The 17,624-nt window shown below is 45.5% G+C and carries 20 protein-coding genes; 3 read left to right on the top strand and 17 right to left on the bottom strand.

Features of this window, described 5'->3' with window-relative positions; all coding sequences use genetic code 11:
• Positions 1-78 precede the first annotated feature (78 nt).
• Both ANCC_RS07625 and ANCC_RS07620 read left to right on the top strand, forming a co-directional pair.
• Positions 79-426 (top strand): phasin family protein, encoded by a 348-nt coding sequence (locus ANCC_RS07625; protein WP_039946635.1) that lies wholly within the window; start codon positions 79-81, stop codon positions 424-426.
• Positions 416-1,996 carry an ABC1 kinase family protein gene (locus ANCC_RS07620; RefSeq protein WP_006567257.1) on the top strand — a complete coding sequence of 527 codons (1,581 nt, stop codon included), beginning with the start codon at positions 416-418 and terminating at the stop codon, positions 1,994-1,996. Before ANCC_RS07625 ends, ANCC_RS07620 begins: the two co-directional genes overlap by 11 nt.
• Positions 1,997-2,042: 46 nt before the next feature.
• On the opposite strand, the gene ANCC_RS07615 is transcribed toward ANCC_RS07620, so the two are convergent.
• The 10 genes from ANCC_RS07615 to mtaB all read right to left on the bottom strand — a co-directional run bounded on the left by ANCC_RS07615 (position 2,043) and on the right by mtaB (position 9,884).
• Positions 2,043-2,675: a GyrI-like domain-containing protein gene (locus ANCC_RS07615; RefSeq protein ID WP_039946693.1), complete on the bottom strand. Its 633-nt coding sequence runs from the start codon at positions 2,673-2,675 to the stop codon at positions 2,043-2,045.
• Between the two features lie 112 nt (positions 2,676-2,787).
• Positions 2,788-4,014, bottom strand: coding sequence for a peptidase U32 family protein (locus ANCC_RS07610; protein WP_006567259.1), 1,227 nt, complete (start codon positions 4,012-4,014; stop codon positions 2,788-2,790).
• A 1-nt stretch (position 4,015) separates the two neighbouring features.
• On the bottom strand, positions 4,016-4,663 hold the full coding sequence (locus ANCC_RS07605) for an O-methyltransferase (protein ID WP_006567260.1): 648 nt from the start codon (positions 4,661-4,663) through the stop codon (positions 4,016-4,018).
• Positions 4,660-5,073 carry a hypothetical protein gene (locus ANCC_RS07600; RefSeq protein WP_233441491.1) on the bottom strand — a complete coding sequence of 138 codons (414 nt, stop codon included), beginning with the start codon at positions 5,071-5,073 and terminating at the stop codon, positions 4,660-4,662. Before ANCC_RS07600 ends, ANCC_RS07605 begins: the two co-directional genes overlap by 4 nt.
• A gap of 21 nt (positions 5,074-5,094) precedes the next feature.
• On the bottom strand, positions 5,095-7,041 hold the full coding sequence (locus ANCC_RS07595) for a ribonuclease J (protein WP_009289856.1): 1,947 nt from the start codon (positions 7,039-7,041) through the stop codon (positions 5,095-5,097).
• 19 nt (positions 7,042-7,060) lie between these two features.
• Positions 7,061-7,510, bottom strand: coding sequence for a Fur family transcriptional regulator (locus ANCC_RS07590; protein ID WP_006567263.1), 450 nt, complete (start codon positions 7,508-7,510; stop codon positions 7,061-7,063).
• A gap of 26 nt (positions 7,511-7,536) precedes the next feature.
• Entirely contained in the window at positions 7,537-7,803 is a 267-nt protein-coding gene (locus ANCC_RS07585) for a DUF1292 domain-containing protein (protein ID WP_006567264.1), read from the bottom strand.
• A gap of 16 nt (positions 7,804-7,819) precedes the next feature.
• Positions 7,820-8,236, bottom strand: coding sequence for a Holliday junction resolvase RuvX (gene ruvX, locus ANCC_RS07580; protein WP_006567265.1), 417 nt, complete (start codon positions 8,234-8,236; stop codon positions 7,820-7,822).
• Positions 8,237-8,241: 5 nt separating this feature from the next.
• Positions 8,242-8,496 (bottom strand): IreB family regulatory phosphoprotein, encoded by a 255-nt coding sequence (locus ANCC_RS07575; RefSeq protein WP_006567266.1) that lies wholly within the window; start codon positions 8,494-8,496, stop codon positions 8,242-8,244.
• Between the two features lie 68 nt (positions 8,497-8,564).
• Entirely contained in the window at positions 8,565-9,884 is a 1,320-nt protein-coding gene (gene mtaB / locus ANCC_RS07570; protein WP_006567267.1) for a tRNA (N(6)-L-threonylcarbamoyladenosine(37)-C(2))-methylthiotransferase MtaB, read from the bottom strand.
• A 77-nt stretch (positions 9,885-9,961) separates the two neighbouring features.
• On the opposite strand from mtaB, the gene ANCC_RS07565 reads away from it, so the two are divergent.
• Positions 9,962-10,204 (top strand): hypothetical protein, encoded by a 243-nt coding sequence (locus tag ANCC_RS07565; RefSeq protein ID WP_006567268.1) that lies wholly within the window; start codon positions 9,962-9,964, stop codon positions 10,202-10,204.
• 8 nt (positions 10,205-10,212) lie between these two features.
• Here the strand turns inward: ANCC_RS07565 and thiI are convergent, their stop codons facing one another.
• From thiI to ANCC_RS07530, 7 genes are all read right to left on the bottom strand, one after another.
• A complete protein-coding gene (thiI, locus tag ANCC_RS07560) occupies positions 10,213-11,391 on the bottom strand; it encodes a tRNA uracil 4-sulfurtransferase ThiI (protein WP_006567269.1) in 1,179 nt (392 codons plus the stop codon).
• Between the two features lie 12 nt (positions 11,392-11,403).
• Positions 11,404-12,546 carry a cysteine desulfurase family protein gene (locus ANCC_RS07555; protein WP_006567270.1) on the bottom strand — a complete coding sequence of 381 codons (1,143 nt, stop codon included), beginning with the start codon at positions 12,544-12,546 and terminating at the stop codon, positions 11,404-11,406.
• Between the two features lies 1 nt (position 12,547).
• Complete coding sequence (locus ANCC_RS07550; protein WP_006567271.1) at positions 12,548-13,285, bottom strand: 16S rRNA (uracil(1498)-N(3))-methyltransferase; 738 nt, start codon at positions 13,283-13,285, stop codon at positions 12,548-12,550.
• On the bottom strand, positions 13,285-14,250 hold the full coding sequence (prmA, locus tag ANCC_RS07545; RefSeq protein WP_006567272.1) for a 50S ribosomal protein L11 methyltransferase: 966 nt from the start codon (positions 14,248-14,250) through the stop codon (positions 13,285-13,287). The genes ANCC_RS07550 and prmA overlap by 1 nt, the downstream gene beginning before the upstream one ends.
• A gap of 69 nt (positions 14,251-14,319) precedes the next feature.
• Positions 14,320-14,970: an HAD family hydrolase gene (locus ANCC_RS07540; protein WP_006567273.1), complete on the bottom strand. Its 651-nt coding sequence runs from the start codon at positions 14,968-14,970 to the stop codon at positions 14,320-14,322.
• Positions 14,971-14,980: 10 nt separating this feature from the next.
• Positions 14,981-16,570: a potassium/proton antiporter gene (locus ANCC_RS07535; RefSeq protein WP_039946638.1), complete on the bottom strand. Its 1,590-nt coding sequence runs from the start codon at positions 16,568-16,570 to the stop codon at positions 14,981-14,983.
• Positions 16,571-16,721: 151 nt separating this feature from the next.
• Positions 16,722-17,618, bottom strand: coding sequence for an AraC family transcriptional regulator (locus ANCC_RS07530; protein WP_006567275.1), 897 nt, complete (start codon positions 17,616-17,618; stop codon positions 16,722-16,724).
• Positions 17,619-17,624: the final 6 nt, after the last annotated feature.

The raw sequence follows: 17,624 nt of genomic DNA, 5'->3' as shown, positions 1-17,624 counted from the left end.
TTCGCGCGATAAGGTATACTTATTATATAGTTTGAAACGTGTTTATCTCTTTGTTTTTTTGCAGAAAGGATGGTTTTTATGGATTTTGGAGAAGGTATGAAGAAGGTTCTGCTGGCCGGTATCGGTGCTATGGCTGCAACCGCGGATTCCGCCAAAGATATCGTCGAGGATCTTGTAAAGAAAGGGGAACTTACCGTAGAGCAGGGGAAGGTCGTAAATGAAGAGCTAAAGCATAAAGCAAAACAAAAACTGAAAGATCATGTGACTGTAAATGTTGTGAAAGACTATAGAGACTTGATGGATGCGGTGGATGATATGTCTGAAGAAGATCTGGACCGTTTAATGGATAGAATCGAGGCGAAAAAGCAGGCATCTGAAAATCCTCCGGAAGATACCCCGGAGGAATCAAAAGAAGATGAGCAGTGATGTCTCTAACCGGCGGCTTCTCGATATTCTCACAGTATTAAAAAGGCATCATCTCTCAAGGGGGATGACCCCTCAAAAACTGAAAGAGATTCTGGAAGACCTGGGGCCCACATATGTCAAGCTGGGACAGATTATGTCCATGCGCTCTGACATGCTTCCAGAAGCATACTGTACAGAATTAAAAAAACTCAGGACTGAAGTAAAACCACTGGACTTTTCTCTGGTGAAAGAGGTGGTCGAACAGGAACTCTGCCGTCCCCTGGAATCTGTATTTTCTGAGATCCAGCCAGATCCGTTAGGCTCTGCTTCTATTGCACAGGTTCACTTAGCGGTGCTTGCAGACGGCGGACGAGTTGTGATCAAAGTCCAGCGGCCTCATATCCGGGAAACCATGGAAAATGATATTCATCTGCTGAAAAAAGCCGCCAAAATCATGAAAATCGCCATGGGTACCGGTGACCTGATCGATTTTCATACGATACTGGATGAACTTTGGAAAACTTCTCAGGAAGAGATGGATTTTATAAGAGAAGCGGACAATCTGGTGCGGTTTTATGAACATCAACAAGACATTGCCTATGTCACCTGCCCGCAGGTGCTCACCGAGTTTACTACACCCCGTCTGCTCACTATGACCTATATCGACGGCATCCAGATCGATCATATTGATGCACTCCGAAAGGCCGGATATGACATGACGGAGATTGGCGAAAAAGCTGCTGAAAATTATTGTAAGCAGATCCTGGAAGATGGTTTTTTCCACGCGGACCCTCATCCGGGTAATCTGTGGATTACGGGAGGAAAGATTGCCTGGCTGGACCTTGGCATGACAGGACATCTGTCTGAACACTATAAACAGCTGCTGAGAAAAGCTATTACAGCACTGTTAATGCACGACATCTATACACTGAAAAATGTCCTCCTCACCCTGGGAGAGCCAAAAGACCGCATCAATCATGCCAGGCTCTATACGGACGTGGATGACATCGTCAGCCGTTATATGACTTTAGACTTCGGCGAGATGCGCCTGGGCGATTTGATCGAGAAGCTCCTGGATCTTGTAAAAAAGCATAAGATTGCCATCAGCCCGGATATCACACTTCTCGGCAGGAGTATGATCACTATGGAGGGCACTCTGGCCGCCTGCTCCCCTGAAGTCAACATGCTCTCCATTCTTTCCATGCATATGTCTTCTATGATATATGATCATTTTAACTGGAAGAAGGAATTAATCCACCGGGGCCGGACAGCTTATGCATCCCTTGATAAATCCATGGAGATCCCGTCCCAGCTTTCTGACCTGTTAAATATTACAAAAAACGGGCAGACAAAATTAAATATGGAACTTACAGACGCAGATGATTTTATGAAAACTTTTCGTCAATCTGTCGGTTACCTTGTGCTCGGGATCGTCTCATCCGCTCTGTTTCTTGGTGCAGTCCTGCTTTGTATGACAGAGCTGAGACCTCTGATCTTCGGTATCCCCTGGATCAGTTTTATCGGATTTGTTCTGTCCGGGCTGATCATTGTATACTTGCTGTACCGAATATTATTTCGTCCAAAATACTGAAAATGCTGTAAAACAGATGAACCTGCATCTATTTTACAGCATTTCTTTATACCTTCAAAGTGTATCTGAGGATCGTCTTTTTATTCTTTGAATCGGCCTGTCTGGCCCCTGCCACATAGATTTCCCGGTGCCAGTGATTCCGTCTTTCATATCCCTTCTCTTTGATAAACTCATCCATCTTCGCAAAGGATTCCGGTTCATCGCCGAATGGCCCCTTATGCATGATCTGAGCACACAGCCCTTCCTCCTGAGAGAAAAACTCCACCTCTTTAAGCAGCTGATGAGGCTTCTTTCGGGCAACTGCATCATACGCTTTTTTAAACATCTGCTCTGTGATCACGTCCGGCTGCTTCAGCATAATCCGGTAGACAAAGCGGTCTTTGTCCAAAGGATGCTCTGGATCAGAAGTCGTCCATACTCCTTCCAGCGGATAAACTACATAGTCATCATATAAACCGTCTATCCTGTCTGCCGAACCGTCAAGACAGGCTTTTTTATATCCGTTCTTGATCTGATATGCAAGTGAATATAAAACTCCGACTCTCTCAGAAAAATCTTCTTTATTCGGATCACCTTCCCCGCAGATCATAATATAGTTCTGCACCGGCATCCTGATCAGAGACGGCTCCTGCTTTGCGCTGTAAATCTCTTTCTCCTGTTTTCTCCATTCATATTTCATAAGAAATTTCATCTCCCTTCCTAATAGGAATAATATCACCTTGAACTTGTCATCCCATGTCATGTTAAAAAAACATCGGCAATATTTTTTGCCGATGTTTTGAAACTTCACTTTATTCTTCTTTTCGTCTGAGCAGATATCCTTCCGGAATTTCTTCTCCGAAATCCACATAGATCATCTGTCTCGGGTGAGGCGCACTCTCCATGGAAACGCCGTCCTCATCCTCGATCGCTTTTACGGTCACCTGGAGGTTTTCTCCTCCTGGTATCATGACCTCGATGGTCTCGCCTGTGAGGAACTTATTTTTCTGTTCCAGCAGCGCAAATCCCTTTTCATTGTGTCCCTGCACGATGCCGATATAGGTATATTCTTTCACATAAGTATTGCTGTCATAAATCTGAGCATGTTCATCTGTCTTCCCATAATAGAATCCGGTTGTAAACTGCCGGTAAGTGCACTTGGAAATCTCCTGCCTGTAATAATCCATATTGGCAAAATATTTCTCCGGTGACTCCCTGTAATCGTCAATCGCTTTTCGGTAAGTTCTCGCAACCGCCGCCACATAGAGGGCAGTCTTCATTCTTCCTTCGATCTTCAGGCTGTCGATTCCTGCGCCGATCAGGTCATCTATGTGTTCGATCATGCAGAGATCCTTGGAATTAAAAATATAAGTCCCCCGTTCATTCTCATACACCGGCATATATTCGCCCGGCCTGGTCTCCTCCACCACAGAATACTTCCACCTGCACGGATGGGTGCACGCCCCTTTGTTGGCATTCTGTCCGGTAAAATAATTGCTTAAAAGACAGCGCCCCGAATGGGAAATACACATAGCCCCATGGACAAATGCCTCAATCTCAAGATCATCCGGGATATGCTCCCTGATCTCTTTGATCTCCCGAAGAGAAAGCTCTCTGGCAGCCACCACACGGGATGCGCCCTGTTCCTGCCAAAATTTATAAGTGGCATAGTTGGTGCTGTTGGCCTGTGTGCTGATGTGGCGTTCAATCTCCGGACATTCCTCTTTGGCGATCATGAAAACACCGGGATCAGAAATGATCAGTCCGTCCGGCTTTATGTTCCTAAGCTCCCTGAAATATTCCCGGATACCGCTAAGGTCTCCGTTATGAGCCACGATGTTGGCTGTTATATAAACTCTGACTCCGTGCTCATGGGCAAAACAGATTCCTTCCTTTACATCGTCCATAGAGAAATTTTTGGCTTTTGCCCTGAGCCCGTACATTTCTCCTCCGATATAAACCGCATCTGCTCCGTAGAGCACAGCTACTTTCAGTACTTCCAAATTGCTTGCTGGTATCAGCAGTTCTGTTTTTCTCATGTTACTCTCCTGTTTTCATACTCACTGCCACCCCGTCTCCCACAGGAAGCACAGATGTCTCCAGCAGAGGATGGTTTTTCAGTGTATATAAGTACTCCCGCATCCGCTTGTGAATGGTCCGGTCTCTGCGTTCCACCGCATACCTGGATCTTACGATATCCCCATCCTGAAGCACATTGTCGGAAACTAAAATGCCTCCCGCAGGAAGCAGACGTAAAATGTGCTCAAAAAAACGGATATACTGGCCTTTGGCCGCATCCATAAAAATAAAATCAAAGGTTCCGGATAGTTCTTTTAAGATCTGGACGGCATCCCCTTTTAAAAGAGTCACTGCGTTCTGCACTCCCGCTTCGGCAAAATTTGCCTCAGCTTTCAGTATCCTTCCTTCGTTTCGTTCAATGGTTACGACAGTCCCGCCCTCCGGCTGAAACTTGTGCATATAAAGAGATGAAAATCCCACAGCCGTTCCGACCTCCAGGATTTTCATCGGCTGTTTCATCAGCACTAATAATTTCAGAAACTCTTTTGTCTCGGGCTTCACGATCGGCACATGATTCTTCCTGGCTTCGCGTTCAATCCTCTCAAGAAAAGCGTCCTCCTCCCGGATCAATGAGCGGAGATAATCTGTTACATTTTCATCTACAATCATTTTTTCTCCTTTTCACGGACATCCCCGCACAGCACAGCCATAATCTCATCAATTCCCTGAGACTGTGACAGGCTGTACTTTCCGGGAACAAACTCCGTTTCACTATATTTCGAGAAAAATTTTCTTACTTTAAATCTGTTTTTACCGATGATCAGATGCTTCTCATAAAGCTGATCGGCCACCTGTCCGGTCCCGTCTCCCTTAGAGATTACCACCTGAATCTTCCTGGTGCTGGAAGCGTCATATGCCTCGTTTGAGAAAGCATGATAAGCAAAAGAATACATGCCGAAAAATAATCCAACGATCAGACCTATGATCAGGATCTGATGGACCACCTTCCAAAAAAGCCGGAACAGGTCATCTCTATTGTTTTTTCTCTCTTCATCCTTTGTCATCATCTGTCTTTGCACTTTCCTTCCCCGCGTAAAGCTTTATACTTCTGTAATGATCGGAAGGATCATCGGATCCCTCTTCGTCTTCTTCCAGATATAATTACTCAGCGTGTCCCGGATACAGGACTTTAACTTGCCCCAGTCGGTAATGTTCTTTGTAAGACAGCCTTCCACCGCATCTTCCACAACCTGTCTGGCTCCTTCCATGAGGCTTTCAGATTCTCTCACGTAGACAAAACCGCGGGATACGATATCCGGACCTGCCAAAATGCTGTTTCCGTGTTTTTCCAAAGTCACAGTCACAATGATCAGGCCATTTTGTGACAGCTGTCTTCTGTCGTTCAGCACAATATTTCCTACATCCCCGATGCCCAGTCCGTCTACGAGGATTCCCTGGGCAGGGACTTTTCCGGTGACTTTTCCGGCTTTCTTGTTTAGTTCCAGAACGTCTCCCTCTTCCATAACAAAAACATTCTCTTTCGGAATTCCCATTTCCAAAGCCAGCTCACTGTGGCGCACCAGATGGCGGTACTCTCCGTGTACCGGTATTGCATACTGGGGCTTCGTGAGGGCATAGATCAGGCGGATCTCTTCTCTGCACGCATGCCCGGATACATGAGTATCCTGGAACACGACTTTTGCTCCCTTCATAGCCAGCTCGTTCATAATGTTTGAAACATTTTTCTCATTTCCCGGAATCGGGCTGGAACTGAACACGATGGTATCTGTCGGTTTGATGGAAACCTTCCGGTGGGTGCCGTTTGCCATCCTGGATAAGGCTGCCATTGTCTCACCCTGGCTTCCCGTGGTGATCATAACGATCTGATCGTCCGGTACATTTCTCATCTGATCTGTCTCAATCAGAGTATTCTTAGGGATCTTGATATATCCCAGCTCTGAAGCAGTCGCAATGATATTTACCATGCTCCGGCCTTCTACCGCTACCTTTCTTCCATGCTTATAAGCGGAATTGATAATCTGCTGTACACGGTCTACATTGGAAGCAAAGGTGGCAACAAGAATCCTTCCTTTTGGATGGGCCGCAAACAAGCTGTCCAGCGTCTTTCCAACGTTCTTCTCAGACTGAGTATACCCGGGTCTCTCCGCATTGGTGCTGTCCGCCATCAGCGCAAGGACACCCTCTCTTCCCAGCTCCGCAAACCTTGCCAGATCGATTGCCTCTCCGAAAAGAGGAGTATGGTCGATTTTAAAGTCACCAGTATGAATGATCAGCCCTGCCGGAGTGTGGATAGCAAGTGCCGCAGCATCCGCAATACTGTGGTTGGTCTTGATAAATTCTACCGTAAAGACTCCCAGTTTTATCACATCGCCGTGTTTTACGACTGTCTTCTTCACCTGTTTTAACAGTCCATGCTCTTTTAATTTATTATCGATCAGTCCCATTGTAAGCTTTGTCGCATAAACTGGAATATTGAGCTGTTTCTCAATATAAGGGATCGCTCCGATATGGTCCTCATGCCCGTGGGTGATGACCAGTCCCTTGATCTTCTTCGCGTTTTCCTTCAAATAGGTTACATCCGGGATGACTAAATCAATTCCGAGCATCTCATCATCCGGGAAAGCTACCCCGCAGTCAACGATCAAAATATTATTGTTATACTCAAAAGCCGTAATATTCATTCCGATCTGACCTAGTCCGCCGAGAGGAATGATCTTTACCGTTCCCGTATTCCTTCTCTGAGTTGTCCTCGGACGTCCCTGTGCTTTTGGTGCAGCTGTCTTCGTCTGAGTCTTCTTCGCTGCTGCCTGTGTCTTCGGCGCTGCTTTCGCCTTTGCAGGCGCCGTCTTTTTCGGTGCCGCCTCTTTCTTCTGCGGCTTTGCCTTAACCGTGAGTTCCTTCGACTCATTCGGTATCACTGCCGGAGTCTTCGGCTGGCTGTACTTTTTCGGCCAAAAGTTTTTTGACTGTTTCTTTTGCTGTTGTCCTTCTGTCTTGTTACTTACACTTGTGTTGTCTGATTTCAAAATAATTCCTCCATTATTATTACTTCCGGTTATTTTGACAATCACGACAATATCCGTACATCTTTAATTCATGATCATGGACGATGAATCCGGTCGTTTTCTCAACCTGTTTTTCTAATTCATCTAATAAATCATCGTCGAACTTTAAAACTTTTCCGCAATTCACGCATATCAAATGATGATGGTGGTGCTCATTTTTATCTTCTTTTCCGATTTCATAGCGAACGTATCCATCATCTAAATTCAATTTATCAATTAATCCTAATTCACAAAGTAACTGTATGGTACGATAAATTGTCGCAATCCCGATTTCGGGAGTGTCTACTCTAACCAATTCATAGATTTCTTCCGCGGTCAGGTGCTGGTCCGGTTTTGATGAAAGTGCCTTTAATACAGCTTTTCTCTGATTCGTCACTTTTAAACCCTTGCTCTTTAAAATTTTTATAAAAGCTTCTTCATTATAGCCCATCAAACCACCTCGAAATCCTGTTACATTTATACTGTCAAATCAAAATCCTCGATTAATTCATTGAATATCTTGGATATGATCTCAAGTTCTTCTTCATCTTCTACAATCTCATAGGAGACATAGTCCTCCTCCAGTGAGATTTCTTTCATAATCAAAACTGTCCCGTCTTCCTCCACGGAATCCGCAACAAGCAGGTAATTTGTCCCTGCCAGTGTCGTCTGCTCCAGAACCATAAATTCAATCTCCCGGCCCTGGTCATCTAAAAAGAGAATTCTGCTCTCTTTGTCTTTCATTTTATCAATCCTTTCTTTACAGAGAATCCAGATATCCCTGTAAAATCATCGATGCAGCAACCTGATCAATGACCTTTTTCCGATGTTCCCTCCGGACGCCGCTTTCCATCAATACTTTATTGGACGCAACAGTAGAAAGGCGCTCGTCCCACAAGATCACATCCAGTCCGGTTCTGCGCACTAAACTATCGCGGAAAGCTTCCGTTGCCATTCCGCGTTCTCCGATCGTATTATTCATATTCTTCGGATATCCGAGGACAATCTTCTCAACCTTATATTCGGCGGCGATCTCCTCGATCCTTGCATAAGTCTTTCTTAACTTATTTTCATCTTTTCTCGTAATGGTTTCAAACGGCTGCGCTGTGATCCCCAGCTCATCGCTCAGGGCAACGCCCACTGTCTTTGTCCCATAATCAAGCCCAAGTATTCTCATAATCCCTACTTCAGCCTTGTATCAATATAATTTAAAAACAGGGCCTCGATAATCTCGTCCCTCTCTACTTTATTGATCATGCTTCGTGCATTCTTATGGCTGGTAATGTAGGTGGGATCACCTGACATAATGTAGCCTACCATCTGGTTCACCGGGTTATATCCTTTTTCCTCCAGTGCTTCATAGACATGCTCTAAAATTCTGTGCACGTCCAGTTCATCTTTCACCACGGAAAAATGCTGTGTCTGATTCTTATCCATATTATCACGTCCTTTTTCGTATCTTTTTTTTATTCTAATATATATCCGAAAAAATAGCAATGGATTTTCTACACATTTCCTGCCACATATCCTTCCCCGGTGATACCGGTGAGTTCAACTTCCACGATCTGATTTTCCAGCGGCTCTTCACTTTCCACCGCCACTTTGACGTATTCTTTTGTGTGCCCCACATAGAAATTTCCGGAGCTGTTTCTTAATTTTTCTTCGATCAGAACTTTTCTTCGTGTCCCGATCTGCCTGTTTTCAAACGCATTTTTATGTTCCTCATTCATGGCGATCAGGACTGCGCTCCTTCTGGCTTTTTCCTGATCATTTACCTGATCTTCCATGACGGCAGCCCTGGTGCCTGCTCTCTTTGAATATTTGAAAACATGCATTTCATACAGTCCGATCTCTTCCAGAAATTTTCTCGTTGCCTCGAATTCTTCTTCAGTCTCTCCCGGAAATCCTACGATAATATCCGTTGTCAGTGCGGGATCTTCGTAAGCTTTCCTCAGAATCTCTGCTTTTTCTCTTATCTCGTCCGTCGTATACTTCCGGTTCATCCGTTTCAGGGTAGCATCACATCCGCTCTGAAGGGACAGATGAAAATGCGGACAGAACTGCTCTATACTTTGAAGCCTTTTTACAAAATCTTCTGTGATGATCCCCGGTTCCAGAGAACCTAAACGGATTCGGTCCACTCCTCCGACCTTTCCTATTTCTTCGAGCAGATCAATCAGTCCTTTGTCCCCGTCAAGATCCGTCCCATAGGAACATACATGAATCCCTGTAATGACAAATTCCCTGCATCCGTTTTGGGCAAGGCCTCTGATCTCAGAGAGGACATCTTCCATATCCCGGCTCCGGACTCTTCCTCTGGCATAGGGAATAATACAGTAGGAACAAAACTGGTTGCACCCGTCCTGAACCTTGATATAGGCTCTCGTATGTTCATTTAAATGCCTCACATGCAGGGCTTCGTATTCGCTTCCCGAAGACAGGTCCAACACCTCGGCATCCCGGCGGTGACCCTCAAAATATTTTTCAAGGATCGGAATTAAATCTTTCTTTTTATTGTTCCCAATGATCAGATCGATCAGCGGATCTTTTTTCAATTCTTCTTTTCCCACCTGGGCATAGCATCCAACGGCTGCCACCACGGTATCCGGATTCAGCTTCTTTGCCCGGTGCAGCATCTGTCTGGACTTCCGCTCCGCTATATTCGTCACAGAACATGTGTTGACGATATAAATATCCGCACCTTCTTTGGGACTGACGATTTCAGCCCCTGCATCCGTCAGCATGTCAAACATGGCATCGGATTCATATTGGTTGACCTTGCAGCCCAAAGTCACGACTGCGGCTTTCACATTTTTTAAACTCATGGAGTTTCTCTTTTCCTTTCGTTGTTATTGACAATTCAAATCTTAGCTTGTACACTATCGTCATTGGAGGATGAATCATGTGCGAAGTACAATTAATGCTGAATTCCATAAAAAAGGTCAACGACTTTATCAATATTATCAAAGAATATGACGGCGGTTTTTACATAATCTCGGGTTCCTACCTTTTGGACGCCGCAAGTGTCATGGACCTGTTCAGCTTAAACTTAAACGAACCAATTCTTCTCGCCTTTCAGATTCCCGAAAAAAGGGATGAGATTCTTCAAAGGCTGGAACCCTTTCTCTGTTCTTCCCCTCAGTAAATCATTCTTTATTTTACAACGATCACTTCCGTAGTTTCGATCGCTTTTTCCATCAGTTCCTCTATGACATCAGCAAGATTTTCTTCTGATTTCTCAATTTTCTTTAAGTTTCCTTTGGTCACAGGATGTTTTGCCACAAAGATTGTACAGCAGTCCTCAAACGGCTGGATCGAAGTCTCAAAGGTGTCGATCCTCTCTGCGATATTTACGATTTCCTGCTTGTCCATCCCAATCAGCGGACGAAACACAGGCATATGGCATACGTCGTTTGTGATCGCCAGGTTATGGATCGTCTGGCTGGCAACCTGTCCGATGCTTTCGCCGGTGATCAGCGCCAGCGCATCATTTTCCTGTGCAAAATGTTCTGCGATCTTCATCATATAACGGCGCATGATGATCGTAAGCTGGTCGTGCGGACATTTCTCATAAATAGCAAGCTGAATATCCGTAAAGTTTACCACATGAAGATGGATCGGCCCCGCATACTTAGAGACAATCTTTGCCAGATCCACGACTTTCTGTTTTGCCCGCTCGCTCGTATATGGAGGTGCATGGAAGTAAGTCGCATCGATGCGCACTCCTCTTTTGGCAATCATATATCCTGCCACAGGGCTGTCGATTCCTCCTGACAAAAGCAGCATGGCTTTTCCGTTTGTTCCCACCGGCATGCCTCCCGGTCCGGGGATCTCCACAGAATAAATATAGATCTGCTGTCTTACCTCGATGTTTAAAAGCACTTCCGGACGGTGCACGTCTACCTTTAAGTCCGGCCATGCATCCAAAAGTTTTTCTCCCACCAGACAGTTGATGTCCATAGAATTCATCGGGAATTCCTTATCGCCCCGCCTTGCATTGACCTTAAACGTAAAATGCTTCCTGTCATACTGGCTGTCGACGTAACGTACTGCCGCATCCGTCAGATGCTCCACATCCTTTGTCTGCTCGATCACCATCGGACAGATGCCCGTGATCCCGAAGACAGTTTTTAACGCTTCCACGGCTTCCTCATAGTCAAAGTCCTCCTGTCCTTCCACAAAGACACGCCCGGACTCTTTTCTCACCTTAAATTCTCCCACCGGCTTCATGGCATACTTGATCTGTCTGACCAGTGCATCCTCAAACATGTAGCGGTTTTTTCCTTTGATGCCGATCTCGGCATATTTTATTAAAAAAGCTTGTACTTTCATCTTCTCTCCTTCTTATCTTCTTACGAATTTCCGCAGCATCGGAACTAATTCTTCCAGTGCCGCTATGACCTGGTCCACTTCTTCTTTTGTGTTATAGACAGAAAAACTAAACCTCAATGTTCCGTCCCGGTACTCAGGGCTGAGTCCGATGGCAGACAGGGTGCCGCTTACATGGGGACGGTTGGAAGAACATGCCGATCCGGAAGAAACATAAATTTCCCGGTCTTCCAGTGCGTGCAGCAGAACCTCACTTCTGATGTTTTTAAAACTGATGCTTGCCACGTGAGGCGCATCGCCGGAGTTGTCTTTGATCTCGGGAATTTCCGTGACCCGGCTTCTGAAATAATCTCTGACTTCCCCGATCTTGTCTGCATTCTCTTTCAGATGCCCGGCCATAATCTGGCAGGCCTTTGAGAGTCCCGCAATCCCCGGCACGTTTTCGGTGCCCGAACGCATTCCTTTCTGCTGTCCTCCGCCTAAGATCAACGGCTGTATTTTTGTCTTCTCTTTCACATACAAAAATCCGACGCCTTTTGGACCATGGATTTTATGGCCGCTCATGGAAAGCAGATCGATTCCTTCATTCTTCGGAACTACCGGGATTTTCCCATATCCCTGGATCGCATCAACATGAAAGACCACTGCAGGATTTCTGCTTTTTATCATCTTCCCAATTACTTCAATAGGTTCCACTGCGCCGATTTCATTGTTGACCAGCATACAGGACACAAGAATTGTATCCTCTCTGATGCAGTCTTTAAGCTGTTTTAAATCGATGATCCCTTTTTCATCCACGTCCAGATAGGTGACTTCAAATCCTTCATTTTCTAAAAAAAACATCGGTTCATACACAGAGGCGTGTTCAATCTTCGTGGTGATGATGTGTTTTCCCCTCCTTTTATTGGCCATCGCCGTTCCTAGGATCGCAAAGTTATTGGACTCCGTGCCCCCGGAAGTAAAAACGATCTCTTTTTCCTTTGCCTTCAGCGTCCCTGCGATGATCTGCCGGGCCTTTTTCACAATATTTTCCGCCTCGATCCCTTTTGTGTGCTTGGCAGAGGGATTTCCGTAGGATACTTCCATCGCCTCATTCATAGCCTCCAGTACCTCAGGAAAGACTTTTGTTGTCGCCGCATTATCTAAATATACCGCCATGTCACTCCTCCAATTCAAACATTAAAACCGACAGCATGGCCATGCCTGCCGTTTCCGTCCGTAAAATCCTCTTTCCGAGACTTAAGATCTGTCCTCCTGATTCCCGCAGTTCTTCTATCTCTGCCGGCTCAAATCCGCCCTCGGGGCCGATAAAAATGCCCACAGATTCCCTGCCTTTCACTTCTTTTACCAACTGTCTGGAATATTCCATTCCCTCTGCCGCTTCATACGGGACGAGAACCATGGAAAGTCCCCGGGCCATTTCTGCTGCCTCATGAAAACTGTAAACTCGGCTTACTCGCGGTATCATGCCCCTTTTGGACTGTTTTGCCGCACTTAAAGCCACCGCATTCCACCGTTCTGTCTTTTTTCTTGCTTTTTTCTCATCCAGCTTCACCACACACCGCTTCATTTTTACCGGCACAATCTCACTGGCTCCAAGCTCTATGGCTTTCTGGATGACCAGGTCCATCTTATCTCCTTTGGGAAGCCCCTGAAACAGCACGATCCTTGTTTTCAGTTCAGATTCGGCACCATGAATGTCCAAAATCCTTGCCTGAATCTTATCCCCTTCAAGAGAAACCAGTTCAGATTCATACTCCATGCCGCTTTCACTGCAGAGCAGAACCCGTTCCCCTGCTTTCATCCTGAGAACATTCCGTATATGATTTACGTCATCACCTTCCACCCAGATATACGCTCCGTCCACCTGACACTCTTCTATAAAAAAACGATACATTATTTTCTTCTTCTCCTTGCAGTGATGGACACCCATTCCTTCATCCGCCGGGTCTTTTCAGCGAAAAATCCATACTTTTTAAGCTGTGAGAGCACCTCCTGCTCTTTTGTTTCAATGATTCCTGAAATCACAAAAGCACCGTCCTCTTTTAAGAATAAATCTACAATCGAAGTGAGGGGCAGGATTACGTCAGCAAGAATATTGGCCGCCACAATATCGTATTTCTTTTCTCCCAGTGAGCGGGCAAACTCCTTGTCTTCCAATACATTTCCAAAATGGGTTTCATACTGTTCCCGGCTCAGATGGTTCACGTCCATATTTTCTTCGGCTGCTTTTACCGCCCTGGGATCAATATCTGTCATCACGGTCTTTTTTGCTCCCAGCTTCAGGGCAATGATGGATAAAATCCCGCTGCCGCAGCCCACATCCAGCATAACCGTTTCCGGATGGATCTCCTCTTTCAGCCCTTCAATGCAAAGTCTGGTCGTCTCATGGGACCCTGTGCCGAATGCAGTTCCGGGATCGATCTCAATGACCACATCCCCGTCTTTGTGTTCGGTCAGCGTCTCCCATGTCGGTTTAATCACAATCGTATCATCCAGCCTTATCGGTTTAAAAAACTTCTTCCAGTTGTTGATCCAGTCTTCTTCTTTGGTAAAACCATATTCTATTCTGCCTTCTCCGATGTCCATAAAACTTTTCAGCCGGCCGAGCATTGTCTGGATCTTTATAGTCACATCCTCAAGATTTTCCGACTCATCAAAATAACAGTGCAAAACTGCTTTTCCGTCATCCGGCTCCTCATGGTCCGGAAGGACTTCTATAAACATCTCGTCAATTTCTTCCTTGGAGAGCGGCACATGATCTTCCACTTCCACACCTGCTGCTCCAAGTTCCGTAAGTTCATAACTGATCATATCCTCTGCCGAGGTAACTGTACGGATCGTAATTCTGTTCCATCCCATGAAATCTGCTCCTTTAAACTTCTTATCCGTTTCACTATACCAGTTAATTAGTGTATCACAGAAACAGGCTCAGAACAAGAAGTCGCGCATGGTTTTTGTAACTCCGGGATACTTTCTTAGCTCTTCCTCTTTTTCCTTTGGACAAATCACTGCGATATCCCTGCACCCCGCCTCATATGCACTTCTGATCCCTGACAGGGAATCTTCATAGATGCGGATTCGTCCCATATCCACTCCGATAAGATCCGCCGCCTCTTGAAACATGGCGATTTTGTTTTCATAAGTCCCATTGTCATAGATGATCTCAGACGGCTCAAACCAGCGGTCCAGCCGGAAAGATTCGATAAAGAAATCTATATTTTCTTTGATGGAGGCACTGGCGATCGTAAAAGGTATTTTATGCTGTTTTAAATAGTCAAAATATCTTTCTGCGCCTGACACCAGATGTAAATGTTCCTGATCCTCTCTGCAGAATCTCCGGTAGTATTCTTCTTTCAGCTGAGAATATCTGTCTTGTTCCTCCTCTGTTGCTTTCCCGTCCATCATATACTGGATATTCATAATGTTCGGAGTTCCGTTCAGCTTCGTGTGCAGTTCTCCATCCGTGATATCTCTTCCCCGCAGCAGTCTGGAAATCTCTCCCCATGCCAGCACATGCTTATCATCATCAAAAAACAGTGTCCCGTTAAAGTCAAAAATTACACCTTCATATGTTTCCATTTTCTATCTCCTATTCGTCGTAAATCACCAGTATGTCATCTTTGTAAATCTTCGTCTCCCCGTTTGGAATGATGTCCTGATCTTTTCTTCTGATCATCGCCACGAGGATATGTTCCTTTAGATCCAGCTCTTTAATTTTTTTATCTCTCCATGGATGATCTTCCTCAATCTTGATTTCCTTGAGAGAAATCTCATTTGCAGCTTCAAATGACGGAACATTCACCGCGATATCATCCCCGGCCATCATCACTGTATCTCCCTTTGGAATGATGATGTCATCCTCCCTCCGGATTACCATAGCAAGAGATCCCTCCGGCAGGGTGACATCCTTAAGCTTCTGATTCTCCCAGTGATGTCCGGGTGAGATGTGAAGCTGCATCAGTGTCATGGCCGACTCTTCCTGATAATCGTTGAATGTTTTCCTCACGTCATTTTCTTCATCGATCAAATCAAGCCTCCGGGCCGCCCATGGAAGAAAGGTCCCCTGCACAGCCACCGAGATCAGTGCCAGGCCAAAAACAATATGAAACACATTGCTCTGCATATATACTCCGCCGGCTGAGGCAAAGATTGCAAACACAATGGACGACGCCCCTCTTAATCCTGCAAATGAGACAAATATCTTTTCACGAAATTTCAGATATCTTCCCGTCAATATAAAAACCATCACGGGCCTTGCTGCCAGTGTGAGAAACAGAATAATCACAAGGGTCGCCGGAAGTGAAGAAACCATCTGAGACGGATAGGAGAGCAGTCCAATGAGAAAAAATGTTGCTATCTGGGCAAGAATGGTTACATTGTCAAAAAAGCGGACGACATTGGCCTTGTTTTTCGTCTTCGCATTTCCCATAAGGATCCCGGTCAGGTAAACCGACAGAAATCCATTACCTCCCATAATTCCAGCCAGAGCATACGAGATCAGAGCCGCTGCCAGTACAAAAACCGCATCAAATCCATCGGTGCAAAACTTAAACTTTCGGATAATTTTTGGTCCGGCAATCCCCACTGCCGCGCCAACGCCAGCACCCACTGCCAGCTGTAGGAAAACCATTTTCCAGATAAAATCCAGTTCTCCCCCTTTCATCACAGTCAGTGCGATCACCGTGAGCATATAAGAAAATGGATCGTTGCTTCCGCTCTCGATTTCGAGGAGAGGAGCCAGATTTCCTTCCAGATTCAGATTTTTAGAACGGAAGATGGAAAAGACGGAGGCCGCATCCGTGCAGCTGACCACAGAACCGATCAAAAAGCTTTCCGGCAGAGACAGCTTTAAGATGAAATGGCAGAAGGCACCTACCAATGCCGCCGTCATGGCAACACCTAAGGTAGAAAGTACTGCCGCTCTCCCGGCAGCAGGTTTTGCACGTTCCCAGTTTGTGGAATATCCCCCGTAAAACATGATAAAGATCAGCGCAGCGGTACATATATTTTCTGCCGCCTGAAAATCACTGAATTCAATTTTAAAGATGCCCTCAGATCCGAACACCATACCCAGGAACATAAAAATCAGGAGGCTTGGCACCCCGATTTTATCCGAAATCTTATTAGAAAAGATGCAGAGCAGCAAAACAACAGCACAGAGCAGCAGGTATAATTCCATAGAAACCTCTCCAGTCATGATAACACATATTAATAAGTAGTAGCTTTAATTGTAACAAATTCTTCCATTCTGTCAAGAACAGAGCTTTCCATCAATCTATACAGACATTTTAAAAGCCCTGGTCAACTGCCAGGGCTTATTGTATGATTCCTTATTTAATTGCAGCCAATTCTATATAGCCTCTTGTCCCAATCGGCTCCAGCTGAATTCTTGGATTGCTTTCATCCCACTGACAGCCAATAACAGACGGGTCATATTTCTTCATAGCATCCCATACTTCCTCAATGGCCTGACAGTAATTTTCTTCTTCAAATGGCTCACTTTGGAACATTAAATACTTGGCGGCCGGCAGCTTGATCACATCGAATCCTTCCGGCACCTCACCGTCATAATCTTTGGATACCTCCACACCCTGAACATATTCTGATGTATCCGGTTTCCGGCAGGCAGGCGGCAGCCAGAGGCACACAGGCTCTCCGCTGATCGATTTGACACTTAATAAAAGTCCCCATACGTCGCATCCTACTTCCTCACAATATGCGAAATAGTCTGAGGCTTCTTTTCCCCTCTTAATGATCACCTTTCGTTCCGGCTTCTCCATCACTTGAATGAATACATTTCTCAAGTTTTCCATAATTGGTCTCCTTTCGATCTCCCTGAATTTTACGCCATACGGGGTAAAAAGATATAACGGTACAGGGTTCATGGCATATTCACGGGGATTGCATCCGAATTCACGCTGAAACGCGCGCTGATACCCATCCACACTGTCAAATCCCATCTCGAAAGCCACGTCCGCTATTTTACAGGCACTGTCTCTCAGCTTCAGCGCTGATTTAGACAGACGGAGCCGCCGGATATAATCAGCAGGTGTCGCTCCCGCATGCCGTGTAAACAGCCGGTAAGAATACCACGGAGAATACAAAGATACTCTCGCCAGGTCGGCCAGCGTGATGTTTTCTGCCAGATGTTCTTCTATGAATTCCTGCATGCGCTGAACTGCCAGAATCTGTTCCCTCATACCTTTCACCTCCTTTACATCTGTCATTATAGA

The sequence above is a fragment of the Anaerostipes caccae L1-92 genome (assembly GCF_014467075.1).
Taxonomy (GTDB): Bacteria; Bacillota; Clostridia; order Lachnospirales; family Lachnospiraceae; genus Anaerostipes; species Anaerostipes caccae.
Note: the sequence above shows the minus strand (reverse complement) of the source record. Positions and strands in the feature narration are given on the sequence as shown.

Excerpts from the sequence above, each read along its gene's own strand:
- ANCC_RS07625 (WP_039946635.1), top strand. The coding sequence starts at position 79 with ATGGATTTTGGAGAAGGTATGAAGAAGGTTCTGCTGGCCGGTATCGGT.
- ANCC_RS07620 (WP_006567257.1), top strand. The coding sequence starts at position 416 with ATGAGCAGTGATGTCTCTAACCGGCGGCTTCTCGATATTCTCACAGTA.
- ANCC_RS07615 (WP_039946693.1), bottom strand. The coding sequence starts at position 2,675 with ATGAAATATGAATGGAGAAAACAGGAGAAAGAGATTTACAGCGCAAAG.
- ANCC_RS07610 (WP_006567259.1), bottom strand. The coding sequence starts at position 4,014 with ATGAGAAAAACAGAACTGCTGATACCAGCAAGCAATTTGGAAGTACTG.
- ANCC_RS07605 (WP_006567260.1), bottom strand. The coding sequence starts at position 4,663 with ATGATTGTAGATGAAAATGTAACAGATTATCTCCGCTCATTGATCCGG.
- ANCC_RS07590 (WP_006567263.1), bottom strand. The coding sequence starts at position 7,510 with ATGGGCTATAATGAAGAAGCTTTTATAAAAATTTTAAAGAGCAAGGGT.
- ANCC_RS07585 (WP_006567264.1), bottom strand. The coding sequence starts at position 7,803 with ATGAAAGACAAAGAGAGCAGAATTCTCTTTTTAGATGACCAGGGCCGG.
- ruvX (WP_006567265.1), bottom strand. The coding sequence starts at position 8,236 with ATGAGAATACTTGGGCTTGATTATGGGACAAAGACAGTGGGCGTTGCC.
- ANCC_RS07575 (WP_006567266.1), bottom strand. The coding sequence starts at position 8,496 with ATGGATAAGAATCAGACACAGCATTTTTCCGTGGTGAAAGATGAACTG.
- mtaB (WP_006567267.1), bottom strand. The coding sequence starts at position 9,884 with ATGAGTTTAAAAAATGTGAAAGCCGCAGTCGTGACTTTGGGCTGCAAG.
- ANCC_RS07565 (WP_006567268.1), top strand. The coding sequence starts at position 9,962 with ATGTGCGAAGTACAATTAATGCTGAATTCCATAAAAAAGGTCAACGAC.
- thiI (WP_006567269.1), bottom strand. The coding sequence starts at position 11,391 with ATGAAAGTACAAGCTTTTTTAATAAAATATGCCGAGATCGGCATCAAA.
- ANCC_RS07555 (WP_006567270.1), bottom strand. The coding sequence starts at position 12,546 with ATGGCGGTATATTTAGATAATGCGGCGACAACAAAAGTCTTTCCTGAG.
- ANCC_RS07550 (WP_006567271.1), bottom strand. The coding sequence starts at position 13,285 with ATGTATCGTTTTTTTATAGAAGAGTGTCAGGTGGACGGAGCGTATATC.
- prmA (WP_006567272.1), bottom strand. The coding sequence starts at position 14,250 with ATGGGATGGAACAGAATTACGATCCGTACAGTTACCTCGGCAGAGGAT.
- ANCC_RS07540 (WP_006567273.1), bottom strand. The coding sequence starts at position 14,970 with ATGGAAACATATGAAGGTGTAATTTTTGACTTTAACGGGACACTGTTT.
- ANCC_RS07535 (WP_039946638.1), bottom strand. The coding sequence starts at position 16,570 with ATGGAATTATACCTGCTGCTCTGTGCTGTTGTTTTGCTGCTCTGCATC.
- ANCC_RS07530 (WP_006567275.1), bottom strand. The coding sequence starts at position 17,618 with ATGACAGATGTAAAGGAGGTGAAAGGTATGAGGGAACAGATTCTGGCA.